This window comes from Luteibacter sp. UNCMF366Tsu5.1 (assembly GCF_900119235.1).
In the GTDB taxonomy this organism is placed as follows: domain Bacteria; phylum Pseudomonadota; class Gammaproteobacteria; order Xanthomonadales; family Rhodanobacteraceae; genus Luteibacter; species Luteibacter flocculans.
The window spans coordinates 610,977-636,469 of record NZ_FPIS01000002.1 but is presented as its reverse complement, the minus strand read 5'-3'; the positions used below and the strand labels follow the sequence as shown (position 1 = coordinate 636,469).

At 62.3% G+C, this 25,493-nt stretch carries 17 protein-coding genes; 9 read left to right on the top strand and 8 right to left on the bottom strand.

Annotation, left to right across the window (positions count from 1 at the left end; translation table 11 throughout):
- Window positions 1-86: 86 nt before the first annotated feature.
- Entirely contained in the window at window positions 87-4,364 is a 4,278-nt protein-coding gene (locus BT115_RS12070) for a dermonecrotic toxin domain-containing protein (protein WP_072322833.1), read from the bottom strand.
- 289 nt (window positions 4,365-4,653) lie between these two features.
- Between BT115_RS12070 and BT115_RS12065 the strand changes: the two genes are divergently transcribed.
- From BT115_RS12065 to BT115_RS12055, 3 genes are all read left to right on the top strand, one after another.
- A complete protein-coding gene (locus BT115_RS12065; RefSeq protein WP_072322832.1) occupies window positions 4,654-6,786 on the top strand; it encodes a M13 family metallopeptidase in 2,133 nt (710 codons plus the stop codon).
- Window positions 6,787-7,326: 540 nt separating this feature from the next.
- Window positions 7,327-7,533 (top strand): hypothetical protein, encoded by a 207-nt coding sequence (locus tag BT115_RS12060; RefSeq protein ID WP_072322831.1) that lies wholly within the window; start codon window positions 7,327-7,329, stop codon window positions 7,531-7,533.
- Window positions 7,534-7,736: 203 nt separating this feature from the next.
- Window positions 7,737-8,681: an MvdC/MvdD family ATP grasp protein gene (locus BT115_RS12055; protein WP_143144547.1), complete on the top strand. Its 945-nt coding sequence runs from the start codon at window positions 7,737-7,739 to the stop codon at window positions 8,679-8,681.
- 1,029 nt (window positions 8,682-9,710) lie between these two features.
- Here BT115_RS12055 and BT115_RS18470 read toward each other — a convergent pair.
- The gene (locus tag BT115_RS18470; RefSeq protein ID WP_143144546.1) at window positions 9,711-9,908 is read right to left on the bottom strand and encodes a hypothetical protein; all 198 of its coding nucleotides are present in this window, start codon (window positions 9,906-9,908) and stop codon (window positions 9,711-9,713) included.
- A gap of 24 nt (window positions 9,909-9,932) precedes the next feature.
- Between BT115_RS18470 and BT115_RS12050 the strand changes: the two genes are divergently transcribed.
- The 3 genes from BT115_RS12050 to BT115_RS12045 all read left to right on the top strand — a co-directional run bounded on the left by BT115_RS12050 (window position 9,933) and on the right by BT115_RS12045 (window position 12,630).
- A complete protein-coding gene (locus tag BT115_RS12050; protein WP_143144545.1) occupies window positions 9,933-11,276 on the top strand; it encodes a hypothetical protein in 1,344 nt (447 codons plus the stop codon).
- A 29-nt stretch (window positions 11,277-11,305) separates the two neighbouring features.
- On the top strand, window positions 11,306-11,455 hold the full coding sequence (locus BT115_RS18665) for a hypothetical protein (RefSeq protein WP_177257405.1): 150 nt from the start codon (window positions 11,306-11,308) through the stop codon (window positions 11,453-11,455).
- A 104-nt stretch (window positions 11,456-11,559) separates the two neighbouring features.
- Window positions 11,560-12,630 carry a RelA/SpoT domain-containing protein gene (locus BT115_RS12045; protein ID WP_072322828.1) on the top strand — a complete coding sequence of 357 codons (1,071 nt, stop codon included), beginning with the start codon at window positions 11,560-11,562 and terminating at the stop codon, window positions 12,628-12,630.
- Window positions 12,631-13,899: 1,269 nt separating this feature from the next.
- Here BT115_RS12045 and BT115_RS12030 read toward each other — a convergent pair.
- Entirely contained in the window at window positions 13,900-14,631 is a 732-nt protein-coding gene (locus BT115_RS12030) for a hypothetical protein (RefSeq protein ID WP_072322825.1), read from the bottom strand.
- A 303-nt stretch (window positions 14,632-14,934) separates the two neighbouring features.
- Between BT115_RS12030 and BT115_RS12025 the strand changes: the two genes are divergently transcribed.
- The 3 genes from BT115_RS12025 to rapA all read left to right on the top strand — a co-directional run bounded on the left by BT115_RS12025 (window position 14,935) and on the right by rapA (window position 20,851).
- On the top strand, window positions 14,935-17,250 hold the full coding sequence (locus BT115_RS12025; protein ID WP_072322824.1) for a catecholate siderophore receptor Fiu: 2,316 nt from the start codon (window positions 14,935-14,937) through the stop codon (window positions 17,248-17,250).
- A 21-nt stretch (window positions 17,251-17,271) separates the two neighbouring features.
- On the top strand, window positions 17,272-17,952 hold the full coding sequence (locus BT115_RS12020; RefSeq protein ID WP_072322823.1) for a Fe2+-dependent dioxygenase: 681 nt from the start codon (window positions 17,272-17,274) through the stop codon (window positions 17,950-17,952).
- A 67-nt stretch (window positions 17,953-18,019) separates the two neighbouring features.
- Window positions 18,020-20,851, top strand: a complete 2,832-nt coding sequence (rapA, locus tag BT115_RS12015; protein ID WP_072322822.1) for an RNA polymerase-associated protein RapA — start codon at window positions 18,020-18,022, stop codon at window positions 20,849-20,851.
- Between the two features lie 33 nt (window positions 20,852-20,884).
- Here rapA and BT115_RS12010 read toward each other — a convergent pair whose 3' ends face one another.
- The 5 genes from BT115_RS12010 to BT115_RS11990 all read right to left on the bottom strand — a co-directional run bounded on the left by BT115_RS12010 (window position 20,885) and on the right by BT115_RS11990 (window position 25,405).
- Complete coding sequence (locus BT115_RS12010) at window positions 20,885-21,541, bottom strand: rhomboid family intramembrane serine protease (protein WP_072322821.1); 657 nt, start codon at window positions 21,539-21,541, stop codon at window positions 20,885-20,887.
- A gap of 10 nt (window positions 21,542-21,551) precedes the next feature.
- On the bottom strand, window positions 21,552-22,082 hold the full coding sequence (gene gloA, locus BT115_RS12005; RefSeq protein ID WP_072322820.1) for a lactoylglutathione lyase: 531 nt from the start codon (window positions 22,080-22,082) through the stop codon (window positions 21,552-21,554).
- A 51-nt stretch (window positions 22,083-22,133) separates the two neighbouring features.
- Window positions 22,134-23,717 (bottom strand): hypothetical protein, encoded by a 1,584-nt coding sequence (locus BT115_RS12000; RefSeq protein ID WP_072322819.1) that lies wholly within the window; start codon window positions 23,715-23,717, stop codon window positions 22,134-22,136.
- Window positions 23,717-24,160 (bottom strand): DUF3574 domain-containing protein, encoded by a 444-nt coding sequence (locus BT115_RS11995; protein ID WP_072322818.1) that lies wholly within the window; start codon window positions 24,158-24,160, stop codon window positions 23,717-23,719. The genes BT115_RS12000 and BT115_RS11995 overlap by 1 nt, the downstream gene beginning before the upstream one ends.
- Before the next feature lie 147 nt (window positions 24,161-24,307).
- The gene (locus tag BT115_RS11990) at window positions 24,308-25,405 is read right to left on the bottom strand and encodes an OmpA family protein (protein WP_072322817.1); all 1,098 of its coding nucleotides are present in this window, start codon (window positions 25,403-25,405) and stop codon (window positions 24,308-24,310) included.
- Window positions 25,406-25,493 lie beyond the last annotated feature (88 nt).

The following is a 25,493-nucleotide window of genomic DNA, read 5'->3' as shown; positions in this document are numbered from 1 at the left end:
GCGTGGACATCGGTCGCGAGTTCTTGCGAAATGTCACCAGGCATGATGCCGATCACAGTCCCTCGCGCGCCGCCGCGGTCCCGCCATCACCCCCCGGCTGCCCTCACAGGCTCCTTGGGGCGGTCGGAGACCAGTTCACCCAACGATGAGGTTGGCGCACCCGGCGCTCCGACCGCGGAGAATTCGACCGTAACCGCCAGATCCGTGAGGTCGTGCATCCGCTGCGCCTGCACATCGTGCGACGGTGGAAGCTGCCCATCGGGAAACACGTCGAAGGGCGGCGCGAAGTAGCTCATGTAATCGCGCCGGGCAGCGCGTGTCTGCAGCCAGTCGACGCCGGCACGCACGATCGGCGCGTGGGTCGCGTAGCGGTTACGCATGTACGCCACGTAGTGAACCTCGGAAATCGGATCGTTTGCCGGGCTCCAGAGGTTGGCCGAGACAGGCGACGAAAGTACGCGCTCGGCGAAGGTCACCGGCGACTCTTCGATCTCAGGTCCAGCCGGATCGAAGCGTTTCATCTTGATGCCCGATGCCTGCCACGCCAGCGCGCGCTCGCGCACTTGCCTGGCGTAGTCCGTAGCGTAGGCGCGCACTCTGAACATCTCATCAAAGATGATCGTGTCCGCCGGCAGGTCGGCGATGAGTCGTCCGCTTTCCGGACCGGAGCCGGCAACACTCAGGCTCTCGGCATTCACCGGCATGACCAAGGTCATCACGTGGCCGGGTGTGGCGCCAACGACAGCGATGTGTGCGTCCTCGCGCAGCATGCCGCGCAGACGCCGCGTGTTCACCAGCGTGCTGACATGGCGATCACCGACGCCGCGAGCCATGAAGCTACTGACGGGCGACTCTGCCTGCAGCAGTCGCTGGTACGCCGACCAGTTGATGGCAGAGAGGGAGCGCGCCTCGGCGGGGCTGGTACTCCGCGGAACCGTCAGGACCAGCCGCTTGTCGTCCTGGCGCAGCACGGACATGCCGAGTTCCGTGGCATGCGACGAGGCGCTGGGCACAGGTCGGCCCTGCATGTCTACGTGGGTGAAGTATCGCATCCAATCGCCCAGGCCCGAATGCCGGACCGTCAGGACGAGGCCACCGTCGGCCGACACGTCAACGGAGGCGAGCCCCCGCCGAACGAAACGCACCAACGGACCGGGTACCGTATCGACGATGCGCGCGATGCTGTCCAGGTCGTCCCGCATCGCCTGCGGCAGCTTCTCGGTGATCGCAGCGAGAAGCCCCACGTATTCGGCCGGATCCACCGGCGCGAAACCGTCGGCCAGTTCTGTCTCGGGATACCACAGGCCGTCGCGTTCGACCACGAAACGACCCGAGGCGCGATCGGGTGCGTCACCTGGCCGAAGAATCTCGCGATACCCTCCGCCGTCCATCGACGTCTCCACGACCTGCGTCTGTCCGTCGAGATGCCTAAGCCGCACGTAGTGGCGACCTTCGAAGATCCACGCATCCGCCGTTGCATTGCCATGGGCGATGACGGAAGGCTCATTCACGACCAAATGCGCCAGGCCCTCGGGCAACAGTGCGCTTTCCGCTTTTACGACGGTCGGCAACAGGCGAATCAGGGCGGAGGGGTCGTCCGCGACGTTCTCGGGGGCCCGGTCGCCCAGATCTCCTCCCGCGCGACGAAGCCAGCGTTGCTGGTCCTCCGTCAACCCTTCATGACGATCCATCAGCGCATGACGCAAACGCGATATCCGCTTCAATACCTGGCCCTGCCGCCGCGACGGCAGCATCGGATCGATCCAGAGCCGATGCATGCGCTGGAGTTCGGGGCGCGTCGATCGCGCGTCGATCGCATCCGCCATCTGCATCCGGAGGTCGGCTTCCCGTTGAGCCGCCGTCATGCTGCGTCGCTCGCCGGCAAAGAACGGCATTTCCGCGATCGCGGAGAAAACGGACGTGTAGGTGCCAGGCACGCCGGGGCGACGCGGGTCGGCGAGCACGGCGTAGCCGTCCTGTCGACGCTGAAGATGCAATGCGTCAGCCGGAACGTTCTGACGAGTAAAAGCGGTGCCATCCGGCCGCACACCCAGTTCGAAACTTGCATCCGGCCGGTAAAGCGCTAGCGGCGTGTCCGCCACACGCGCGAGGCTCGGGGCCAGCAGCGCCACTTCCCGGGCGGACCATGACGTGCCGGACGGATGACGAAGGCGACGGGCCAGCGTCTCGATGACGCCATGTCCGAGGGCCAGCGTCAGCAAGGGGTTTGCCGACGACGCGTCCGGGTTTGCCAGATGCGCCTCCGCGAGCGCCGTTTCCGACGATCCCCATTGCCAAAGCACTCCCGCGGCGCTGTTCAGTGCCATCGGATCGGTCGTGATCTCAGGACTCACCAATTCGGCCAGGATACTGCCGTCAAGATAATTTCGTTCGTTGAAGGCGAGCTGCCACGTGCCATCCGCCTTTCGTTCGACCAGCGGTCCCGCGCTGTCGTCGTCGAGCCGTATCCTGTAGCCCTCGCTGTCGGCAACGATGGGCACCGTTCGCAGGCCTCTGCCCCAGACGGGAAGCGTGATGAAGCGACGACTGCCATGCATGAAAACCCCGTCCGCACGCTCCACGGCACCGCTGGGGAGCTTGTCCACCAAGCGCCTCGCGTCGGATGCGACCCAGCGACTCGGCAAACCATCCCGTCGAAGGTAAAGACGGTTTGTCAGCGCGGTCCGCCAGCCGGGCGGCACGATCGGGCTGAGCGGATAGCCGATCCGGCCATTCACTCGCTGCGGCGCACGAAAACGCGGGCCGCCGCCGCGCACCATGCCGCCGAAGGCGGCGCCGAGCGGCACCGCCGTTATGATCGTCGTCGCCACCTGTTCCGCACCCGCTTTGCGTTGTTCGAACGTGCGACCGTTGATGCTCTGTTCTATCCCGATGGCCGCGCTGACCACGCCGGTAATCAGCTGGATCGGCACAGCGATTCGCGGGATATAGCCCAGCGGCTGCGCCGCTATCAAAGCGCGGTTGATCGTGGCGCGCCACGCTTCCCAGGCGGTGCTTGCCTGCGTCTCCGCGTCGACACGCAGCCGCTGCTCCACTTGCTTCCGCATGTCGTCGAAGACGTCGCCGACGATGAGGGCACTGACGTGAGCGGCCATCTTGCCGCCCTGCCCTCCCTTGCTGCGCAGACGTTCCAGCCCCTGTTTCACACCCTCCCGGTACACGCCGTCCTGGCCGTCGTAGATCGAGAAGTGCGAGAGCAACGCATCGAGCGTGTCCTGAGCGTTCGCCTGCGCCCCTGCCCAGCGACGGAGGTCCCGCTCGCTACGGGCCGTGACGAACGCCGGATCGCCGCCCGGCACGTACATCACCTCGCTCCCGTCCGGCGCAACGAAGCGGATGAGATCGGTCGCGGCATAGCCGTTGATATCGAAGCGACGGACGATCACCGGCCCCTCCGGCGGCGCGCTCTGCAGCGCCGCCAATGAGATGGGCCCTGCCAGAGGAACGTGCGGCGCGGCGCCCTGCATCACCGATCGATACTGGGCGTCTGTCAGGTGACCCATGGCGCGTGCCTCCCGCGCCTGCTGCACGAAGGCATACCGTGCAAGCACAGGCCAGTCGGCCCGATTGCTCTGCCAGTAGTCATCGATTGCGTCATCCAACCGGCGGACAAAAGGAAGCTCCGCAAACGTGCTCGGCTTACCGAACTGTTCGACCAGTTGCGAAAGCTGGAGCGGCGCCTCGTGCTCGGCCATAAAACCACCCACTCGGAAGATGCCAAAGGCATCGTCCAGCGAGCGCGCATCCTCGCTGACCGTATCGATCACGTTCCCCTCGGCCAGGAAGGTGTTGTAGAAATAGACCGGGCCAAGTCTGCTCCAGAGGAGCAACCCCACCTTCTTGAACAGATCTCCAACGCTCTCGCTGTTCCACGTGTTTTCGAGGAATTGCACGATGCTGGGACTTTTGGCGCCGCCGTTCAGAACGCCACCCACCGCGTCGGCGAGCCCCGCAAAGAAGCTATGGCGCGAGTGGTCCGGAAATGCCTCCATCAAGGCGTCGGTCAAGAGAAGAGCACGGTCGGGTACGCCACGGGCGCGATCCGCTGCGCTGGCGAAATGCGCGACCACGTAGAGGTCCCCGTCGAGGTGTAGCGTTTCCTCGATAAGCGCCTTGGCGATGCGACGAGCTTCCGGCAATGGCGTGGCCTGAGCTTTCATCGACATCTGCTGGAAGAGGTCTAGATCGGCCGCCGTAGCGAACCGAGGAGCCACCGGCGTCTGGTGCAACTCGTCGATGCCGGCGACTTTGTAAGACGGCTCGTTCGCAAACGAGGGCACGGAGGCGCGGGGGATGGGTGTGGGAGCGGCAACGAGTGCGCCCGCAGTCGCGGCACACAACATGCTTGCCAAGCAAGCTCGGGAAGTTGACGACAGTCGATTCATCGCAGAGGTCCATGCAAGCGAAGACAAAGGCCGCGACCTTAGCCCGCGTCCGCATGTGGGCACTGCCGGTAGGCACCCCGGACTGACGATGGCGACCGCTGACGGCGCCGTGGGTGTACCGACCGGCGGAGCCCGCACCCGACCATGACTTTCGTCACAGTCGGCCCTGCACCGGAGTCACAGGGGCTATGCTCGGACCCCACGGCGCCGGGGGCGCCGTCCAGTCACCACGTAACGAGGGACATCCATGACCAAGCAGTACCTGAAGCCGCTCGCGCTGGCGCTCGGCGTCGCACTCGCCGGCACGGCATGCAGCAAGCACGACGATGCCAGCACGGCGCCGCCGGCGCCCGCGTCGTCCGGCACGGCTCCGGCCGCCGCTACGACGACCGCAGCAGCCAAGCCTGCCGGCCCGACGTTCAACATTGCCGACCTCGACACCACCATCGATGCTTGCAACGACTTCAACGGCTTCGTCAACGCGAAATGGGTGGCTGCCAATCCGATTCCCGAAGACCGCACCCGCTGGGGCGCCTTCGACCAGTTGGCCGAGAACAGCCTGAACACCCAGCACGACATCGTCGATGCCATGGACAAGGGCGCCGCGAACGCGAAGCCCGGCTCGATCGAACAGAAGATCGGCCTGCTCTACCGCTCCGGCATGAACGAGGATGCCATCGAGAAGGCCGGCGTCGAACCGCTCAAGCCTGAACTCGCGAAGATCGATGCACTGAAGTCCACGCAGGACATCGTCGATTTCCTCGACAGCAGCTTCAACGAAGGCAACAGCTACGTGTTCGGCTTCGGCGCGGGCGCGGATTTCCAGAACGCCAAGACGCAGATCGGCTATGCGTCGCAGGATGGTCTGGGCCTGCCCACCAAGGACTACTACACCGATCCGAAGCAGGCGGACAACCGCAAGGCTTATCTCGCCTACATCACCAAGACGCTGACGCTCGCAGGCGTGCCGGAAGAGGACGCCAAGAAGCAGGCGGACGAGGTGATGAAGTTTGAAACGCAGCTCGCCGCCGCTTCGCTGGCCCCGGTCGAAATGCGTGCGCCGGAAAACCAGTACCACTTCGTGTCCGTGAGCGAAGCCGACAAGGTCACGCCGCACTTCAACTGGGAAAAGTTCTTCGCTGCCCAGGGCGTCACGGTGGACAAGGGCTTCTCGCTCTCGCAGCCGAAGTTCTTCAAGGAGTTCGACAAGATGCTGGCGTCCACGCCAGTGTCGACCTGGCAGGCGTACCTGCGCTTCCACGCCATCGACAGCGCGTCGCCGTATCTGTCCAAGGCGTTCCAGGACAACAAGTTCGACTTCTACGGCAAGACCCTCGCCGGTCAGCCGCAGCAGAAGCCGCGCTGGAAGCGCGTGCTGGGCACGGTCAACTCGTCGATGGGCGAGGCCCTGGGCCAGCTTTACGTCGCCAAGGTGTTCAAGCCGGAAGCCAAGCAGCGTGCGAACGAACTGGTCGACAACGTGCGCAACGCCCTCAAGGCGCGCATCGAGAAGCTCGACTGGATGAGCGACGAGACCAAGCAGAAAGCCATCCAGAAGTGGAACACCTTCCTGCCGAAGATCGGTTACCCCGACAAGTGGCGTGACTGGTCCGGCCTCGATGTGAACGGTGAGAACTACTTCGGCAATGTGGAAGCCGCCAGCAAGTTCAACTACCACTACGACATCGCCAAGATCGGCAAGCCGACCGACCGCCTCGAATGGGGCATGACGCCGCAGACCGTCAACGCGTACTACAACCCCACCGACAACACGATCAACTTCCCGGCCGCGATCCTGCAGCCCCCGTTCTTCGATGCCAACGGTGACGACGCCATCAACTACGGCGGCATCGGCGCGGTGATCGGTCACGAGGCCAGCCACGGCTTCGACGACGAGGGCAGCCAGTTCGACGGCGAAGGCAACAACAAGAACTGGTGGACGAAGGAAGACCGCGCCAAGTTCGACGAGCGCACGGGCAAGCTCGTGGCGCAGTTCGACGAGTACGCGCCGATCAAGGACCGCCCTGACCTGCACGTCAACGGCAAGCTCACCCTGGGCGAGAACATCGCCGACCTGGGTGGCCTCAACGTCGCCTACGACGCCCTGCAGGAAGCCCTGAAGAAGAACCCGCAGGAAGCGCAGTCGAAGATCGACGGCTATACGCAGGACCAGCGCTTCTTCCTCAACTGGGCCCGCGTGTGGCGCGGCAGTGTCCGCGAGAAGCAGGCGATGCTGTACCTCAACGTCGACCCGCATGCACCGGCGTCGCTGCGTGCCATCGGTGCGCCGTCGAACATGGAAGCCTTCGCCACGGCCTTCCAGTGCAAGCCGGACGCGAAGATGATCCGCGCCGCCGACAAGCAGGTGAAGATCTGGTAAGCAACGCGCCTCTCATCTGAGGCACGTTTGAAGGCGCCGCATATGCGGCGCCTTTTTTTTTTGGTTCTCTGGGAGCCGCTATCGCGGCGGGAAGCCCACGAAGCGGTTGGGCATGACGGCAAAGTCTGTGCAGGTCTGAGCACCAAAGTTGGTTCCGCTGACGCGTGCCGTGCTCGTACTTTGCTTGATGCTAACAGCAAAGTTTGTCCATTGACTGTTGAATCAATGATTTAGCTGAATTTCTCCCGGGCGATTGCCGCACTTTGGTAGGCAAAGTTTGTACGCAGCAAGCCGCGTAGACTTCACAAAAGGGGGTTGAATGGGACGTCTCCGCTGCCGCAGACTACCCATTCGTAGAGGAGCTACAGGGGACATCGATGATGACCATGCCACTTATTGCAAGGGGCGCGATTGCGCGAATCATGCCTGTTGATGGTGGTGCGCTCGATGACGAACTGCCCGCATGCGTGTTGAGGGACTCTGAGGGCTCACTTCTATCGATGCACACTCGATGCACCAAAGTCGCTCAGGAGACCTCCGATGACAACTAGTCGCGCCGACCAAGCTATGCCCCTGATCATGTGTCGCGCGGTGCCGACGATCGATCTTGCGGAACAGCACAAGCACTACTTCGGTGCTTTGGAAGAGGCAACACCCATACCCGTCGAGCGGCGTCGCGATGGCGTCATCGTCAGTCGTGACACGCTCTCGACAGAGGTCGTTATGGAAACGACTGATGACGTCTGACGCAACCTGCGTTCCCCTCATCGCCCGTTTAGCAACGAAGCTTTCGAGTGAACGCAGGGAGCTTTTTCGGTACGACCCGGTGCGGAAAGTGTCGCAGATCTGGACCGGTCAGGAATGGGTCGATACCTTTGAGGCGAGAGCAGCCGCATCATTCGCCTCGAGCGCGATCCGTCGAGACGGAGATGGCCGCCATATCGGATGACATGGACGTTTTGATTGTCAGTACAGCCGTAGATGCGGCCACCGACGAAGTGGTCCGCATATTGTCCGAGCGCGGCGCGCAAGTAGCGCGCTTAAACACTGAAGAGCTTCCGTTCGATGCGTCGCTGTCGGTCGATTTCCACGGTGAGTGGGCGACGACACTTCAGTACCAGGGGAAATGCATTGCCGCGTCGACTATTTGGTATCGACGTATTCGAGCTCCTCAAAAGCCCGAGGCGATGGATCCAGGGATATACGACTTCTGTCTTCGCGAGAATCGAGCGGCGTTGCTGGGCGGGCTGATGGCGCAAAGCGCACGATGGCTAAACCATCCAGCAGCAGTATGGGAGGCGGAATTTAAGCCGTTTCAGCTGCGCATCGCCAAAGAAGTCGGGCTACCAATCCCTCGAACCCTGATCTCCAACGATCCGGATGCCATTGCCCGCGCGCATGCCCACTTCGGTCGCACAATCGTCAAGCCGGCAAGGTCGGGGCACTTTTGGCGGGAGGGCGAGGAATACGCCATCTTTACTTCGCTCCTCACTGACGAGCATCTTGACGCGCTTAGCGACGCCAAGTGGACGCCGTCGATCTACCAAGAGTTGATACCTAAGGACGTAGATGTCCGCGTAACCTGGGTGGGTGGAAGGATCTTCGCAGCAGCAATCCACTCTCAAACCGATCCTTTGGCAGTGGTCGATTGGCGCAAGACGGGAAATGCGGCGTTGCCACATTCGCGGCTGGAATTGCCGCAGCCGTTGCTCGATAAGTTGCACCAACTCATGATTCGCCTAGGTCTTGCGTTTGGATGCATTGACTTAGTGAGGACGCCGAGCGGTGAGTACGTTTTTCTTGAGGTCAACCCGAGTGGCCAGTGGCTTTGGCTTGATGATCAGCTGGGGTTGGGTATTTCTTCGGCCGTTGCGGACTGGCTTATAGGCCCATGAGTAGTGTTCCGCCACCGCAAGCGCAGTCAACGCTACCGCCTCGCAAGGTACGTAAGCCGTGGCGCGGATCATGGTGGATGGACTGCCTTGTGCCTTGGGCTACGCCCTTATCCAAGGGTACAACCGTTGCTCAGAATAACAAAAGACAGGCGGAACTCGCAGAAGTAGAAGCGCGACTGAGTAACGCGGACATTCAGACATTGACGGCCACCTCGGAACGCATTCGGACGTTGTTAAACGACGATGATGAACGGCGAAAGGGCGTAGATACTCGACTGAGCACCATCGTGGGATTGACCTCGATTGCTGCTACGTTGGCAACGGGCCTCATCATTGCTCAGGCCGCGGGCACGATCCGCTTGCCCGCTGGGCCCTTGGCGTGGGTGATTCCTTGTCTAGCCTTGTACCTGGTGGCTCAACTTTGCATGGCTATTGGCTGGGCAATCATGGGCCAGTCCAGAGGTTCGTATCGCCGTTCACGGGCTTTAGACCTCGTCCGTGAGTCGGCGGTTAAAGAGGAAGATTGGCTGCGCCAACATATTAAATCGGTCGTTGAGCAGTTGTACGCGAATCAGGAATCGGTGGACCGAAAAGTCACCAAGATGGCAATTGCTCATAGAGCTATCCTCAACTTCGTTTGGGGACTTGCAATTCTGAGCGTCCTTGGGTTTTTTGCTGCATTTCGGGTCCCCAATGAAGCGCCAATGGTGCAGGCGATTCGCTCGAATGCTGATCTACGAGCCTTATTGCGCGGGCCCGAGGGCAAGGCTGGTCCGCAAGGACCCAAAGGGGAGCCGGGTGTGCGAGGTCCGCGAGGTGTAGACGGCGCGCCGAGTGCGCCACCCGCGCCGTGCAATTGCACTCATCCTGCCGTCACTGGCAGCCAAACAGTGGCAAACAGGCACTGAGCGGAACCACGCGCGATTTTCTCGCTGAGTTTGCTCAGTTCAAGGAAGAGCGATGTCCTGGGATCACTGGCGGTACAAAGTCACCTGCGATAGTTGCGGGCACGTAGGTGTATGCATCAGGTCAGAAAACGATTGGTTCCAGCACGAAGCTCACTACGAAGGCTTCATCGAGCGAGCGCCAGACCGCATTGAGGTTGGCAGGAAACGAGTCGGACCGAGCGATATGCGTCCGCAGTGCCCAAAATGCCATGGCATGTTGATCACGATCGATCAGGCACCGATCAAAGAAGATTAAGTAGAAAGAGACCGGTTTGGTCACTGAGGCAAAGCCAGGATACCTTCAATGTCACAACCTGCTGCTGGATATCTAATCCACTTTGACGAAGAGCGTCGTAATAACTTTCTACAAGAAGTACAAGATCTCGCAGATGGCTTTTCTGACGCACTAAGTAGCGATGACTGGCCTATTCGGCAGTGGGAAGTCTGTGGGCTGCTATTTTCGCCAGGTGTGATCAGTCATTGGGCGCTGGCTAGAAAGGGTAAGCGTGTCGCCACAGGTAAGGTGCGTGTCGAGTTCACGGAGATCGTGCCTGCAAATATTCAAATAGCAGACGTGGTGCAACGAGTAGGCAGATCGGTCAAGCAAAACATCATTAGTAGCCGCTCAGGCTCAGGCGGGGCGGTACCGGTTGGGACCTGGAAGGCCCTTAAGGAAGCGGTAGGGCAGATAGACGCGGATGCTCTTCAAGCCCTGGAGAGGTTGGAGCGCCTAAGGGACCAAAGCCGAGAACGTATCGATCGTCCGGGCACTGAGGTCGTCGCGCAACAGCGTGATGCGGTGGGATTGGCGCTCGATGTTTTCGATCGAACTGGCAAGCTACGAAAGGGTAGTCTTCAGGGCTGGACTGCACCTGAGGGAGCTGGTTTGACCTCATTCCTCAATGGGCTTGAAGGAGTGCACACGATTGAAGATCAGCTGATCGCCCGAGATGCCTCCTTGTTCCCCGACTCGGATGCGGTCCGACCCACAGTGGTCGGAACAGTATTTTCAGTAGGAGGGCGCAAGCTGGAAGTATTTAATGTCAACAGGACCGCTGTGGAACGTGCGCTTGGTGTTGATTTGCTCTACTTCCACGAAGAGTTCGACGCTTGGACGATGGTGCAGTACAAATCCATGGAGCGAGGTAACGATGCTTCAGAGCATTCAGCTGTCTATCGGCCAGACGCAAGGTTTGATGCAGAGCTGGCCCGCATGGATGCGTTCCGCAAGTTGACGGCCGACCAGTGGGTTGTCGCAGATGGAATGAATGCATACCGTCTGTCTGGTGACGGCTTTTTCTTTAAGCTCTGCTCGCGAGTTCAGTTGGAGGTGTTGTCGGAGGCTTTGCTGCCAGGCATGTACCTCACCCGGGAGCATATTCAGGCGATCTTGGCTGACCCGTCTGCACAGGGGCCACGGGGCGGACGCCAGATCACGTTCGAGAACGCAGGCCGTTATATGAGTAACACGCTTTTTGCCGAACTGATTCGGGATGGCTGGATTGGTACCCGTGCGGTTGCATCTACCAAGATCGCGCAGATTGTGCGTGAAGGCCTGAGTGCAGATAGGGCTGTAGTCATCGCGCGGGCGGGCCGTGTCGGTGCGTCGGCTAATCCTGCCCGGACGCTCGCGGCATTAGAGCTATGATCACTCTCTAGCTCTCAAGCATGGCTTTCATGCCGAAGTTCCGCCTCTTTAAGGAGGTGGGCGATACACCACTCAGCAAACTTGGTCCCGCGATTGTTTGCGGATACGAACTGAACGGTGGAGCCAATCAGAAGCTTTTGATCGATCATGCAGGCGTCTTCCACCGAGGCAACATTTGAGTGATCTCAAGCCCATGAGCAATCGCATCCTGACGCAAGGCTATGGGGTCAGCATGAGCAATCGGTTAGGATCCATGCTTTAGTCACGCATAAGGTGATATCCGATGCCGTGGGAAATGCCCCGCTACTCTCTTAGGAAGGTGCGGCGGGCGGGCGAGATTCTAGCCTTTGAGGAGCACCCGGATACTGGCCGACTTCTTGGGGAAAAACCCGACCCAAGACCAGTACTGAGATGGCTCGCGGCCGAGGCGATATTCAATAACTGGCGCGCGGCACACGCGTACCCTCTGAATACATTTCAAGTGACTTTGCGCGGTCGGGCTCATCGAGTGGATCCGGATGCTCTAACCGCTCAACGCCTTAAGCGTGCACCTTCGATGTTGGCCAAACTGAAACGGTTCCCTGGTATGAACCTCGACCGCATGCAGGACATAGGAGGTTGTCGAGCGATTGTCAGCGAATTGGGAGCACTCGAAGAACTGACATATCAGTACCAGAATTCGCGCTCGCGCCATGAGCTGGTAGGGCAAAAGGACTACGTTCGGGAACCTAAAGACGATGGGTACCGAGGTATCCACCTTGTCTATAGGTACACTGGCCGAGGTGCCTCTGCGGCATACGATGGTTTAAGGATTGAAATTCAGCTTCGGACTAAGATTCAGCACGCTTGGGCGACAGCTGTTGAAACCGTTGGTCTTTTCCAAGGTGAGGCTTTCAAGGCTGGTGAAGGTAACGCCCGATGGCTTGAGTTTTTCCGGCTAGCTAGTGAGGCGTTTGCGTCCATGGAGATGGCCTCGTGGCCCGCCGACCGGCCGTTGGAGGAGATACAGGAGGAGTTGATGCCCCTCGTTTTGGAACTCGACGTGCTTAGGCGGTTGCGAGGCTACAGCGAGACGCTAGAGCGAGCTGAAGTTGACGGCATTGCTAACTCTTATCTTCTCGAGCTTGACTTGCAGGCGGACAGGCTACAGGTACGCAGTTTCATGAAGAATGAGGGGGAGCGCGCACGAGCTGCATATGTGGAGGCTGAAGCTCGAATGGGCGCGAGCGGGGATGTTGTGTTGGTTGCGGTCAGCGATGCTGCAGCTCTACAGCGAGCGTTTCCAAATTACTTTGCTGACACGCGTCTCTTCCTAGATACCTTGCGCACAGCCCTGCAGTGGGATGGCGGGTGAGCTCATGATGTCGATTAATTTTTTCAACATTGTCGTCGCCCGTGTCTTGGAATGAAAATCCTATGGTCTGGCATGTCCCCGATTCAGTAGGTACTTGATAGTGTCGGCCCGTGAAATCGTCCATTCTGGGGCCAAGGATGCGGCAATAAATTGCTTTGTGAATTCTCGAGCTCTTCTTCTGAAGATCGAGCAGGTAGTTGCGGAGACGCCCCAATTCGGTGGGGGCGAGAGAGTTAACAGGGTGGCGCACCGGCTCCTTCTAGGGCCAATCAGCTTTCTCTACATGGGCCTGCGCGAGATTCTTACGCCCCTGGCACTTTGGTCAATAGCGACGATTGCGCTCTGGCCGATCTTTGGAATCGGGGGTGGGTAAGAAGGTCGGAATCTCTACTGACTGATGGCCCGGTTATCGGGGGTGGGTCACATCTGCTGGAGGCAATCCATCGAATCCCTGGCCATGATGACCTGGGCAACTTGGATGCACGACGACTTGCGAAGTGGATCACAGCGGTTAGAAAAACGGCTGCAGAGCTCGATCGGACGGAAGTGGCTGATGTATCCATAGGCGGACTCTTGGCCAACGCTCCTGTCGGAGAGGATGGAGTCTGGCCCTGCGAGCCTGTCCGCGATGTCATGGAGGAGCTGCAACTTGAGGACGTGATGCGCGGCGCGCACACGGGCCTGTACAACTCACGAGGTGTTCACTGGTGAGCTAAGGGCGGTGACCAGGAGCGGGAATTGGCGGATAAGTATCGAGCGTGGAGCAAGGTACTGCAGATCTCACATCCGTTTGTTTCCTCAAACCTCCTCATGAGTATGGTTAGGACTTATGAACGCGAAGCCAGCCGCGAAGACACGGCGTCCGCCCTGCATCACCGCTTGCGCTGAGGTTGAGATGCAGATTCAAGGAGATGCAGTCGCCGTTGATGTAACTCCCTCCCGGAATCAGCCCGTCACGAACAGCCGCTTATGAGCCAGCCAAAGCGGCGGTTTGTGACAGGCTGAACTGGGTCGGAGGGCGCTCGCTCATGGAGGCGATGGGATCACGCGGCTGTTGGAGATTTGCGGCGTGTGGTTCTCTGAGCCTCGACGTCGGGTATTGATCAGGGGAAGCCCTCGACGGAGCTGAGCTCTGAGACAAAGCGATCCGGACCGCTTGAGTGAGGGGTTAGGCCGCATTCTCGACATCTCCAAGTGCTCGCCGCTCTTCCGGGGAGAAGCCGTGCCAGAAGAGCTTGGACGACGAGGGATCGAATACCCAAGGGTGATCTAGTACATCGAATTTGCCAATGCGGCGGCCGCGGAGATAGATGTGTTGCTGGTCTGCCGGCTTGTCGGGAGACCAGTAGACGCCGAAGTGTTCTGATTCAGGTGTTGGTATACCTTTGCCACTTGTGGCGCTCCGCCAATCTCCGTGAAGCGCTTCGAGGACATGATCTCGAAGAACGCCTCTGCCGGAGCCATGTCGAGCGTCGCGCGAGTTCCCTTACCAAGCTTCAAGCGATCTGCAACGAGGCGAGCTAATGCGGCGATTGGTCCCTTATCACCAATGACCGAGAAGGATTCGTCGCCAATCTCCCGGGCTCGTCGGCTCTCAAACCGACCGCGACCTGGATGAAAGACTATTCGACGAACGAAAAAACCTTTTCGTCGGACTGAGTATCCCGCAAAGATGAACGAGCAATCTGGCACGGTCAGAGATGGGTGCGCCGGCTCGGATACGAAGTCGAGCGAATCGTTGAGCATTCGAAGTATTAGCTCGTATGCCTCTGCGAGATCGATTGTGCGATCTCGGAGGTTAACAAATGACTCAACGTAAGACGAAACCTGAGCGATCAAGGGGTAAGTCCACGACGTATCGCCGGCAAATGCGATTACAGCGTCACTACGGCCGATGCTGAAGATCTTTGGCCCATAGTCCCAGAACTTTCCGCCACTAAGTCTGCTTGTCCATGCCGCTACGAGTGTCATGAGGATCCCGTCTTCTGTGAGTGCCGCCACGGTGCATCCTGTGCGGCCCAGCGCTGGGTTAAGCGGCAAGCGGCTTTCACGCTTCCCTGGACGAATAGTTAACAGGTACATCTTGCAGGGCGGCGGCGGCCGCTGAGCATGGCTAAGGCCTCCCGTCCGGCCAATCGCATAATTGCGAATCGTTCTCATTCTGTTTATCATGCCGCCCGTCGGGGATCAGGCGCGTCGCCGGCCCTCGCAGGGGGATCGGTGCGTGTCAGCGCGTGGCCCATGCGGGATGTCAGGCGTCACCTTTTTCCCGCCCTCTTCCATCCATGCCTTCAAGGACAACCCATGGCCTTCATCAAGAGCCGCAAGCATGCCGCTCCTGCCGCACGCACCGTCGGTGCCGCCGTCCTCCTGACTCTCGCACACGGTGCCGCCGCGACCGATGCTCCCCTCGATCTCGCGCCGCCTCAGCAAGCCAAGGTCAATGACGCGCAGGCGCTGCCCGGCATGCAGGTGGAGGCCGATCGCTCCAGCGACTATCGCGTGGACAAGGTGTCGTCGCCCAAATTCACCCAGTCGCTGCTCGACACGACGCAGACGATCCAGGTGATCGGCAAGGAGCTGATCCAGCAGCAGGGCGCCACGACGCTGACCGAGGCGCTGCGCAACAGCCCGGGCGTCGGTACCTTCTACGTCGGCGAGAACGGATCGACCAACACGGGCGATTCGATCTACATGCGCGGCTTCGATACCTCGGGCAGCATCTTCGTGGACGGTGCACGCGATCTCGGCACGGTGTCCCGCGACATCTTCAACATCGAGCAGGTGGAAGTCACGAAGGGTCCGGACGGCACCGAATACGGCCGCACCGCACCCACGGGTGCCGTGAACCTCGTCACCAAGCAGCCGGTGCTGGGCAATGGCATGTCGGGCTCCGTGCAGGTCGGCAGCGGCCAGCGCCGCCGCGCCACCGCCGACTGGAACCAGTCGATGGGCAACGATGCGGCGTTCCGCTTGAACGTACTGGGCCAGGACAGCGGCGTGTACGGCCGCGATCAGGTGGAAAACAACCGCTGGGGCGTCGCACCGTCGCTCGCCTTCGGCCTTGGCACACCCACCCGCGTATACATCGACTACCTGCACATCAAGCAAAACAACGTGCCGGACGGCGGCGTACCGACGATCGGCCTGCCGGGCTACAGCAGCCCCGATACACGAGCCTTCCTGAATAACGCGCCCAAGGTGGACCCGGACAACTTCTACGGCACGAATCAGGACCACGACCATGTCACCCAGGACATGTTCACCGTCATCGTCGAGCACGATTTCAACGAGAACGTGGCGCTGCACAACACCGCACGCTGGGGTCGTACCACGCAGGATTACCTGCTCAGCGCGTTCATGGGTTCGACCGCCAACCTGCTGACGCCGAATCCGACCGATCCGTCCACCTGGACCATCGCGCGCAGCTTGCCGACGTTCAAGCACCAGTCCAACCGGATCGCCACGAACCAGACCAACCTCACGGCGAGCATCGGTTCGGGTGCAGTCACCCAGGACATCAGCACGGGCATCGAACTCACCCAGGAACAGGCGCGGACCATCGGCATGGGCGCGCTGGGCGGAAGCCACTGGCCAGCGGCCAACCTCTACCGGCCGTATTCGGACGTGGGTGGTTTGAACTACGGCGAGACGGGCGCACGCAGCGAAGGCAAGACCAATACCGCCGCGGCGTACTTCTTCGACACGGTGAAGTTCGGCGAACACTGGCAGGTGAATGCAGGCGTTCGCGTCGATCACTACAAGACCGACTTCAACAGCCTGGTGCTCTGCGGCGCCCGCGGCGCTCCCGCCTGCGGCCGGCTGCCCACCGGAACGCCGGTTCCCGGCGTCGATACCACCATCAGCGACAACCTGGTCAATTACAAGCTGGGCGTGCTCTACAAGCCCGCGGCCAACGGCAGCATCTACGTCAACTTTGCACAGTCGCAGGAACCGCCGGGCGGCAACACGCTCACGCTGTCGTCGTCCGCGAACAGCGCCGACAACCCGAACTTCGACCCGCAAAAGGCGCGCACCGCCGAGATCGGCACGAAGTGGGATCTGCTGGGCGAGAAGCTGCTGCTGACCGCAGCGCTGTATCGCACGACGGTGACCAACGAACTCGTGCAGGATCCGACCGACCTGCTGTACTACCAGATCGGCAAGAAGCGCGTGCAGGGCGTGGAGATTTCGGCGCTCGGCAAGATCACGGACGACTGGGCGGTAAGCGCGGGCTTCACCACGATGGATGCCACCGTGGAAAAAGGCACCAACGTGACCCAGAACGGTTCCGACGACCTGGCCTATACGCCCAAGCGTGCCTTCACCGCATGGACCACCTACCACCTGCCGTTCAACCTTACCGTCGGTGGCGGGGCGCGTTACTCCGGTGAGCTGCAGCGCGGCACCGACGGCGCCGTCGGCACGCCCGCTTACACGAAGGCGTACTGGGTGTTCGACGCGATGGCCAGCTACCCGGTCAATCGACACCTGGACATCCAGTTGAACGTCTATAACCTCTTCGACAAGCGCTACGTCGCAGCCATCAACAAGAGCGGCTACCGCTACACCCCGGGCACACCGCGCTCCGCGATGCTGACCGCCAACGTCCGCTTCTGATCGAACGCTAAGGAGTTCCTCATGCTGATGCACATCCCGGAAGTCCTGAGCAAGAGCCAGGTCGCCGGCATGCGCCAAGCCATGGATGGCGTGGCATGGACCGACGGCAGGGAGACCGTCGGTCCGCAGGGGGCGAAGGTGAAACGCAACCTGCAGCTTCCCGATGCGTTGCCGCTGCGACGCGAGCTGGGCGATATGGTGGTGGCGGCGCTCGGCCGCCATCCGCTCTACCACGCTGCGGTGCTGCCACTGCGTACGTTGTCGCCGCGCTTCAATCGCTACGAGGGCGGTGGCGAATACGGCTTCCACGTCGACGGCGCGGTCATGGCGACCGGGCGTGACGGCGAGCACGTGCGCAGCGACGTTTCCTGCACGGTCTTCCTCAGTGAGCCCGAGGAATACGACGGCGGCGAGCTGATCGTGTGCGATACCTATGGCGAGCACGAGGTGAAGCTGCCCGCCGGCGATGCCATCGTGTATCCGTCGTCGAGCCTGCACCGCGTGGCCCCCGTCACACGGGGGGCACGTGTCGCGTCCTTCTTCTGGGTGCAGAGCATGGTGCGCGACGACGGCGCGCGGCGCCTGCTTCTGGAAATGGATAGCGCCATCCAGGCACTCTCCGCGAGCGGCGCCGATCAGGCCTCGATCCTGCAATTGACTGGGGTCTACCACAACCTCCTGCGGCGCTGGGCGGAAACGTAGACGGTAGGCACGGGAGCCCTCGGGAGCGGATAATTGGCGCCCCCAAGATGTATCGGCTCCCCAACGCATGTTCCAACCCGGTCAACGCTGGATCTCCACCGCTGAGCCCGAACTCGGTCTCGGCACCATTCTTCGCGTCGAAGGGCGCAGCGTGCAGGTGCTGTTCGCCAAATCCGGCGTCCTCCGCCCCTATGCCGCCGACAGCGCGCCACTGATCCGCGCCGAATTCCGCGCCGGCCAGCGCGTATCCGGCAAGGGCATCGCCTTTCTCGTGGAACGCATCGAGGAACGCGAAGGCCTGCTGGTCTATCGCGGCGAAGGCCGGGAGCTGGAAGAAGGCCAACTGGACGACGAACAGGCGCTGTCCCAGGCTGACGATCGCCTGATCGGCGGCCGTACCGATCCCAACGACCGCTTCGACCTGCGCTTCGAGGCCTTGCGTCGGCGTGCCGATGCCCGTCGCTCCGCGGCGTGGGGCCTGGAATCCGCCCGTATCGGTCTCGTGCCGCACCAGCTCCGCGTGGCCGGCATCGCGGCGGCGCGACGCCCGCCGCGTGTGCTGCTCGCCGACGAGGTGGGCCTGGGCAAGACGATCGAAGCCGGCATGATCCTCGCCCGCCAGCTCGCTACCGGCCGCGCCGGCCGCGTACTGGTGCTGTTGCCGGAAACCCTGGTCTACCAGTGGTTCGTGGAACTGCTGCGCCGCTTCAACCTGTCGTTCTCCATCTTCGACGAAGAGCGCTGCGAAGCCATCGAGCAAGAAAGCGATGGACGCAACCCGTTCGAAGACGAGCAGTTGGTCATCGCCGACTTCGCCTTCCTCGAATCGTCGCCGCGCCGTGCGGGGCAACTGGTCGATGCCGGATGGGACCTGGTGGTCGTCGACGAGGCGCACCATCTCGAATGGACCCCGGAAGCGGCGAGCCCGCGCTATCGGTTGGTCGAGGAACTGGCGTCGGCCACGCCCGGCCTCATCCTGCTCACCGCCACGCCGGAACAGCTCGGCCGTGCGGGGCATTTTGCGCGCCTGCGCCTGCTGGACCCCCAGCGCTACGCCAACCTCGACGCGTACCTCGCCGAAGCGGAGGGCTATGCGGCCTTGTCGGAAGTGGCGAGCACGCTCGCCGACGGCGCGGCGCTCGATGACGCACAGCGCGCCCTGCTTCGCCAGCGCTTTCAGGGGGACCGCGAACTCGCTGGCCTGCTGTCCCGCGACGATGCCAGCGCCGAACTGCTTGCAGCGCTGATCGATCGCCACGGCACCGGACGCGCCATGTTCCGCAACCGCCGCGCCGGTATCGGCGGTTTCCCGCGGCGCACGCCCGATTTCATCGCCATCGATCCGAACACGCTCGATCCGGGCCGACGCGAAACCCTGTTGGCGGAATTCCGTTCGGACATCCAGCAACCACCTGCGCCGCTCGAGTACGACTACACGAACGATCCTCGTCTCGCTGCATTGATTGCCCTGCTCGACGCACACCCTGCGGAGAAGTTCCTGCTGATCTGCCGCAGCCAGGCGAAGGTCATGGCGATCGAGGATGCGCTGCGTACGAAGAGCGGTGTCGGCGTGGCACGCTTCCACGAGGGGCTGGGCATCGTCCAACGCGATCGCAATGCCGCGTTCTTCGCCCAGCCCGACGGCGCGCGCTTGCTGCTGTGCTCGGAGATCGGCTCCGAAGGACGCAATTTCCAGTTCGCCCATCGCCTGGTGATGTGGGATCTCCCGCTCGACCCGGATCTACTGGAACAGCGTATCGGCCGTCTCGATCGCATCGGCCAGAAGCAGGACATCGTGATTCACGTGCCGGTTGTGGCGCAGAGCGCACAGCACGTGCTCGCCCGCTGGTACGACGAGGGCCTGGACGCGTTCCGCGCCAGCCCCGCCGATGGCCGCGAACTGCTTCGCCGCTTCGGCAGCCTGCTGGCGAGCCTTGCCGACGAGCACGCACGCGAAGACGATGAGCGCGACCAGGAGCTGGATGCGCTCATCGCCGAGACGCGCGGTGCGCACGAGGAACTCTCTGCGCTGATCCACGCGGGCCGCGATCATCTGCTCGAACTGGCCGCGAGTCGCGACCCCCATGCGGGCGATCTCGCCGGCAGCTTTGCCGCAGAAGACGAAGATGCGACGCGCGACGCCTTCATCCAGCGCCTGTTCGAAACCTATGGCGTGCATGCCGAGGAACTGGCACGCGGCATCGTATTGCTCGATCCGCAATATCTCTCGACCGATGGCCTGCCTGGGTTCGCCGAGGGTCCGCTGTCGGTTACGTTCTCGCGCGATATCGCGCTGGCCCGCGAAGACCTTCCCCTGCTTCGACTCGATCACCCGATGGTCGCGGCCGCGGTCGATCTGCTGGTGTCGGGCGAAGACGGCAATGCCGCCTTCCTCGTCGACGACGCCCTGCCCGTCCGTACCGCCCTGCTGCAGACCGTGTTCGTGCTGGAAGTGGTGGCCGATCGCACACTGGACGCGGGACGGTTCCTGCCCGCAACGCCACTCATGCTCACCGTGGATACCAAGCTGAGCGAGCGCGCGTCGTTCCGTCCGAGTGACGTCGCGCTCCGCCGTGCTGCGGACCGCAACATCGAAGTGCCACGCTATCGAAAGTTCCTTTCCAAGCTCGTACCGCCGATGCTGGAACGTGCCCAGGATCTGGCGGAGGCGCGTGCGGAAGGGCTCAAGGCCGAAGCGACCGAAACGGCACGGCGTGAACTCGACGCGGAACATGCCCGCCTGGTCGCGTTGCATGCAGTCAATCCGTCGATCAGCGACGACGAACTCGACGCCGTCGCCGCCGAACGCGATGCCCTGCTTGCTGCCATTCCCGATGCGCGTCTGCGCCTGGACGCGGTGCGCTTCGTGGTCAGCCCGGACTTCCTCGCGCTGCGTTGAGCGGAGGAACGTTCCAGCGCCGGTCGCCCGGCGCTAGGACCATTGGCGTGGCGGCGACCTGACGCCCCACGCCAGCAGCAACGCCAGCCCCGCGACGAGACCGCCCAGGTGGGCGAAATGCGCCACGCCGGAGAGCGTACCCGTCACGCCGAAGATCAGTTCCGCCGCGCCGTAAAGGGTGACGAACAGCCATGCCGGGATGCCGATCGGAATCGGGATGAGCATCAGCTTCTCGCGAGGGAACAACATCGCGAACGCACCGAGCAGACCGAACACGGCACCCGACGCACCCACGGTCGGATACATGCGCTCGGGCTCGAACAGGTAGACCACCGCCAGTTGCGCCACGGCTGCCGCGACGAGGCAGACGAAGTAGTAGATGACGAAGCGCCGCGTGCCCATCACACGCTCGATCAAACCGCCGAACATGTACAACGCATACATGTTCAGCACGATGTGCATCACGCTGCCGTGCATGAAACCGTAGGTGACGAGTTGCCATGGCCGAAAGCCGATGCCGGCAATGTCACCGCCACCGAGATCCACCGCCATGTCATGACCATAGGGCCACAGCGCAAACCAGCGCGTGAGCGCCAACGTGTCCTGATCGCGAAGGAGGAACTGCAGCGCGAACACCAGCACGTTGGCGATGAGCAGGTTACGAGTGACCGGGGGCAGATTCGTCGGCATCGGCGTAAGGTCACCCAGCCAGCGGCGTGGGCTGGAGGATCTCGATCCAGTACTCGTCCGGATCGCGGATGAAGGCGATGTGGCGCATGCGACCGTCGCTGAGACGCTTCTGGAAGGTGACGCCGAGGGCTTCGAAACGGGCGCATGCCTCCTGCACGTCGGGCACGCTCACGCAAAGGTGGCCGAAGCCGCGCGGTTCGCTGTTGCCGTTGTGGTACGCGAAGTCCGGATCGTTCTCGGTGCCGTGGTTATGCGTGAGTTCGAGCACGCCCGGCTGACGCAGCACCCACTCGCGACGTGCTTCGTCGTCATCGGGAATCTGTGTGCGGTCGCCCAGAAGCACCAGATACACGATGGTAAAGGCGGCTTCGTCGAAGACATGCCGATACACCGGGGTGAACCCGAGCACACGCGTGTAGAAATCCAGCGAGCGCTCCAGGTCGCGCACGCGGATCATCGTGTGGTTGAAAACGAAGCCGTGGGTCACGGCATCCGGCGTGGCAGTCACGCCAGGCAGCGAGGTAAGGTCGGAAAGAGACATGGGGATTCCTTGGGGCTCAAGCCCCAAGGGTGGCTGCCCCGCGTGGGCAATTCAAGCCGTGCGGGAGCGAGACAGGGAAAGCAGCAACAGCACAACCGCCAGCGCCCCATAGGCGGCGACGAACGGCCACACCAGCGCCTGCGCTGCTGGCGCGAGCTGCCACGGCAGATACACCGAACCGATCGGCTCCACGGAATGGATAAGGCCGAAGGCCGTGAGCACGGCGCCGAGAGCGACGATACCTGCCGCCTTGCGCACGTGACCGTCGATCATCGCCACCACGAAGCTGGCCCAGACCATCGAGGTGATGATGAAGCCGTTGCCGAGGATCACGATGACGGCCAGCGGTGCGATGCCGTGGCTGGTATCGGCATACAGGGCGGCGAAGTGGGCCGGATCGACGATGGACGGGTCACCCAGTTTGATCGCCAGCATGCGCGCGATGGCAGGAAAGAAGCTGAAGACGACGGCGCCCGAATAACGCAGCGGTGTTGCCTCGAATGCCTGCGTGGTGATGCCGATGGAAACGAAGACCAGGATAGGTGCCAGCACGGCCACCGGCAGCAATTCCACGAGGTTCGACAGATAGCCCAGCACCCCGCCAAGGCCGATGACGAGCCCCGTCGCTAGGGTGTAGCCGGTGCGCGCGCCCATGGCCTTATAGGCGGGCTGGCCGATGTACGGCGTAGTCTGTGCCACGCCGCCGCAGATACCCGCGACCAGCGTCGCCAAGGCCTCGACCAAAAGGATGTCGCGCGTGCGGTAGTCGTCGCCAGCGGCGCGAGCGCTTTCCGTGACGTTGATACCGCCAACGACCATCAACAGGCCGAACGGGAGAATCAATGGCAGATACGGCACCGTCGCCGGCAGGCCCTGCACGAAGCCGAGCGTAGGCCAGGGGAAGCCGAGCCGCCATTGCCATGCCGCAGGTGCGTGGTATCCCGTACCAAGAAGGCCTAGGGGGCCAAGTCCGTAGTACAACGCGACGCCCACCAGAAACGCACCCAGCACGCCGGGCATGCCGAACGGCAAGCGACGCTTTGCGACCAGACCGTACAGCACGACGCCGAGCCCGGCGAAGCCGACGACCGGCACACGCATGATTTCGACCAAGGGCAGAAATCCCATGAGCACGAGCGCGATGCCGGCGATGGAACCCAGCAAGCCCGCCCGCGGCACGGAGCGCTGTACCCAGGCGCCGAAGAACGAGAGCACGAATTTCAGCAGGCCCATCACCACCAGCGATGCCATGCCGAGCCGCCAGGTGGCTTCGCCGGCCGCGAGGTCGTCGAGCCCTGCTTGGCGATAACCGACGAATGCCGGCCCGAGCACCAGCAGCGCCATGCCGATACTCGTTGGCGCATCGATACCGAGTGGCATGGCGGTGACGTCTTCTCGCCCCGTGCGCGACGCAAGACGGCGGGCCATCCACGTGTAGGCCAGATTGCCGAGCAGCACGCCGAGCGCCGTGCCGGGAAACATGCGCCGGAAAACGATATCCGCCGGCATGCCGAAGATGCCCACAAGGGCGGTGGCCATGAAGGCCAGCAGAGAGAGGTTGTCCACAACCAGGCCAAGCAGCCCGTTGAGATCGCCACCGCCGAAACGTCGACGCGGAGCAGTGTCGGCGGCCATCAGAACGACACCTCGGCCGGCTGGCTCACCCGCAGCACGGACTGATCGCCCGTCTTCGCCTTCCACGCCGCGCGGATGGCGTCTATCGCCTGTCGCTGGGCGGGCGTGTCCGGATGCAACAGCACGACGAGCTTCGACCGAAGCCGCTCAGGCACGGGTTGCCCATTACCCTGCCATTGACCATAGGCGTCGAGGACCGTCAGCCCGGCGGGAAAGCGCGGTGTGACCTCCTGATCGAGAAATGCACGCCAGCGGGCCTCGTCGACCCCACCCTTTCCGTCTACCCCGCCAAGCCCGAAATACAGCTCGGTGCGCAGCCAACCTGACGCCGCCGCGGGATGCGCGGTGTCCCCCGTAAGTACCGGTGCGGGCGTCGCCTGCTGCGTGACGCATCCAGCGCAGACAAGCGAGACCATCAGTAAAAGGACTGACGCGGCTCTCATGATTTCCCCTGTGGACGTCCGTACGGCTATGCGTCCGAAGGGTAACAGCGCGGCGGCTCCGGTCGACAAAAAAGTTCTTCGCGCATTAGCAAAAAAAGAGCCCGGCTTTCGCCGGGCTCCTTTGTGTTGCTACCGATCTTGCTTGGATTACTGCTGAACCTGCAGTTCCGTGCGACGGTTACGAGCGCGGCCTTCGGCCGTGTCGTTCGTGTCGATCGGGTTGTTCTCGCCGTGACCGATCGGGCCTTCCAGGCGGTCAGCCGAGATGCCGTGCGAGGTCAGGTAGTCGTACACGATCTTGGCGCGACGCTCGGACAGGCCCTGGTTGTAAGCGTCCTTACCGACGCTATCCGTGTAACCGGCAACCGTGACCTTGACCTGCGGGTAACGCTGCAGGGTGTCGACAGCCTGGTCGAGAACGCCCAGCGACTCGCTGGTCGGCTCCTGCAGGGTCGGACCGATGTTCGTCTCGCCCTTCTTCGGACGGTCGAACTTGAAGTTGACACCGCGCAGGTCGATGACGACCTTCTGCGGGCAACCATCCGGGCCGACGATCGTGCCAGCCGGGGTGGCCGGGCACTTGTCGTCGCAATCGTTCACGCCGTCGCCGTCGCTGTCGAGCGTCGAGCAGTCCGGAGCAGCCGGGGCCGGAGCAGCGGCCGGAGCCGGAGCAGCCGGCGGCTCGCCGAAGCGCGAGACGATCGAGAAGCCAAGGAACCAGTCGCCGTAGCCGTTCTCACGGTCGTTGGTCTTGTCGTCCCAGTCGTAGCGGTAGCCGGCTTCAACGCGGAAGTCCGAGCTGTCCGTGATGGTCTTGGACACGCCGACGCCGAGCTCGGCGGCCGGGGACCAGCCGTTGTCCGACGGGTTGTGGTGGTACGAGCCCATCACACCGGCGAGCAGGTACGGACGCCAGCTGTCCCACGCACCAGCGTAGAAGCGAGCGGCAACGCCGTAGCTGTTGTTCGACCAGTGGCCAACGCCGTCGTTATCACGCTTGGTGCGATCGGCAAAGATGTCGATCGACGCGTTGTTGGAGATGAACTTACCGAAGCCGAGGCCGTAATAGACCTGGCGGCTGTTGGTGTTGCGGTCGGTGTCGTTGTAGTAACCGCCAACCGTCGGGGCGATGTACCAGCGGCCGTCATAGCCGTTACCCGCGGTGTCAGCGGATTCCTGCGCGTGAACGGCACCCACGCCGCCCAGGGCCAAGCCGATCAGCAAAAACAAGCCCTTACGTTTCATCGGTGTCTCCTCATTATTGGTATTCGCGACCGCGCTCCACCCCAGACGGAAATCGCGCGTAGAACTCTTATCGAATCCGGGGACTTCA

Bases quoted from the DNA above. Each gene is read 5' to 3' on its own strand.
- BT115_RS11995 (WP_072322818.1), bottom strand. From the start codon at position 24,160: ATGAGAGCCGCGTCAGTCCTTTTACTGATGGTCTCGCTTGTCTGCGCT.
- BT115_RS12070 (WP_072322833.1), bottom strand. From the start codon at position 4,364: ATGTTGTGTGCCGCGACTGCGGGCGCACTCGTTGCCGCTCCCACACCC.
- BT115_RS12060 (WP_072322831.1), top strand. From the start codon at position 7,327: ATGACAACTAGTCGCGCCGACCAAGCTATGCCCCTGATCATGTGTCGC.
- rapA (WP_072322822.1), top strand. From the start codon at position 18,020: ATGTTCCAACCCGGTCAACGCTGGATCTCCACCGCTGAGCCCGAACTC.
- BT115_RS12000 (WP_072322819.1), bottom strand. From the start codon at position 23,717: ATGGCCGCCGACACTGCTCCGCGTCGACGTTTCGGCGGTGGCGATCTC.
- BT115_RS12050 (WP_143144545.1), top strand. From the start codon at position 9,933: ATGTCACAACCTGCTGCTGGATATCTAATCCACTTTGACGAAGAGCGT.
- BT115_RS12055 (WP_143144547.1), top strand. From the start codon at position 7,737: ATGGACGTTTTGATTGTCAGTACAGCCGTAGATGCGGCCACCGACGAA.
- BT115_RS12045 (WP_072322828.1), top strand. From the start codon at position 11,560: ATGCCGTGGGAAATGCCCCGCTACTCTCTTAGGAAGGTGCGGCGGGCG.
- BT115_RS12025 (WP_072322824.1), top strand. From the start codon at position 14,935: ATGGCCTTCATCAAGAGCCGCAAGCATGCCGCTCCTGCCGCACGCACC.
- BT115_RS12020 (WP_072322823.1), top strand. From the start codon at position 17,272: ATGCTGATGCACATCCCGGAAGTCCTGAGCAAGAGCCAGGTCGCCGGC.
- BT115_RS18665 (WP_177257405.1), top strand. From the start codon at position 11,306: ATGCCGAAGTTCCGCCTCTTTAAGGAGGTGGGCGATACACCACTCAGC.
- BT115_RS11990 (WP_072322817.1), bottom strand. From the start codon at position 25,405: ATGAAACGTAAGGGCTTGTTTTTGCTGATCGGCTTGGCCCTGGGCGGC.
- gloA (WP_072322820.1), bottom strand. From the start codon at position 22,082: ATGTCTCTTTCCGACCTTACCTCGCTGCCTGGCGTGACTGCCACGCCG.
- BT115_RS12010 (WP_072322821.1), bottom strand. From the start codon at position 21,541: ATGCCGACGAATCTGCCCCCGGTCACTCGTAACCTGCTCATCGCCAAC.
- BT115_RS12065 (WP_072322832.1), top strand. From the start codon at position 4,654: ATGACCAAGCAGTACCTGAAGCCGCTCGCGCTGGCGCTCGGCGTCGCA.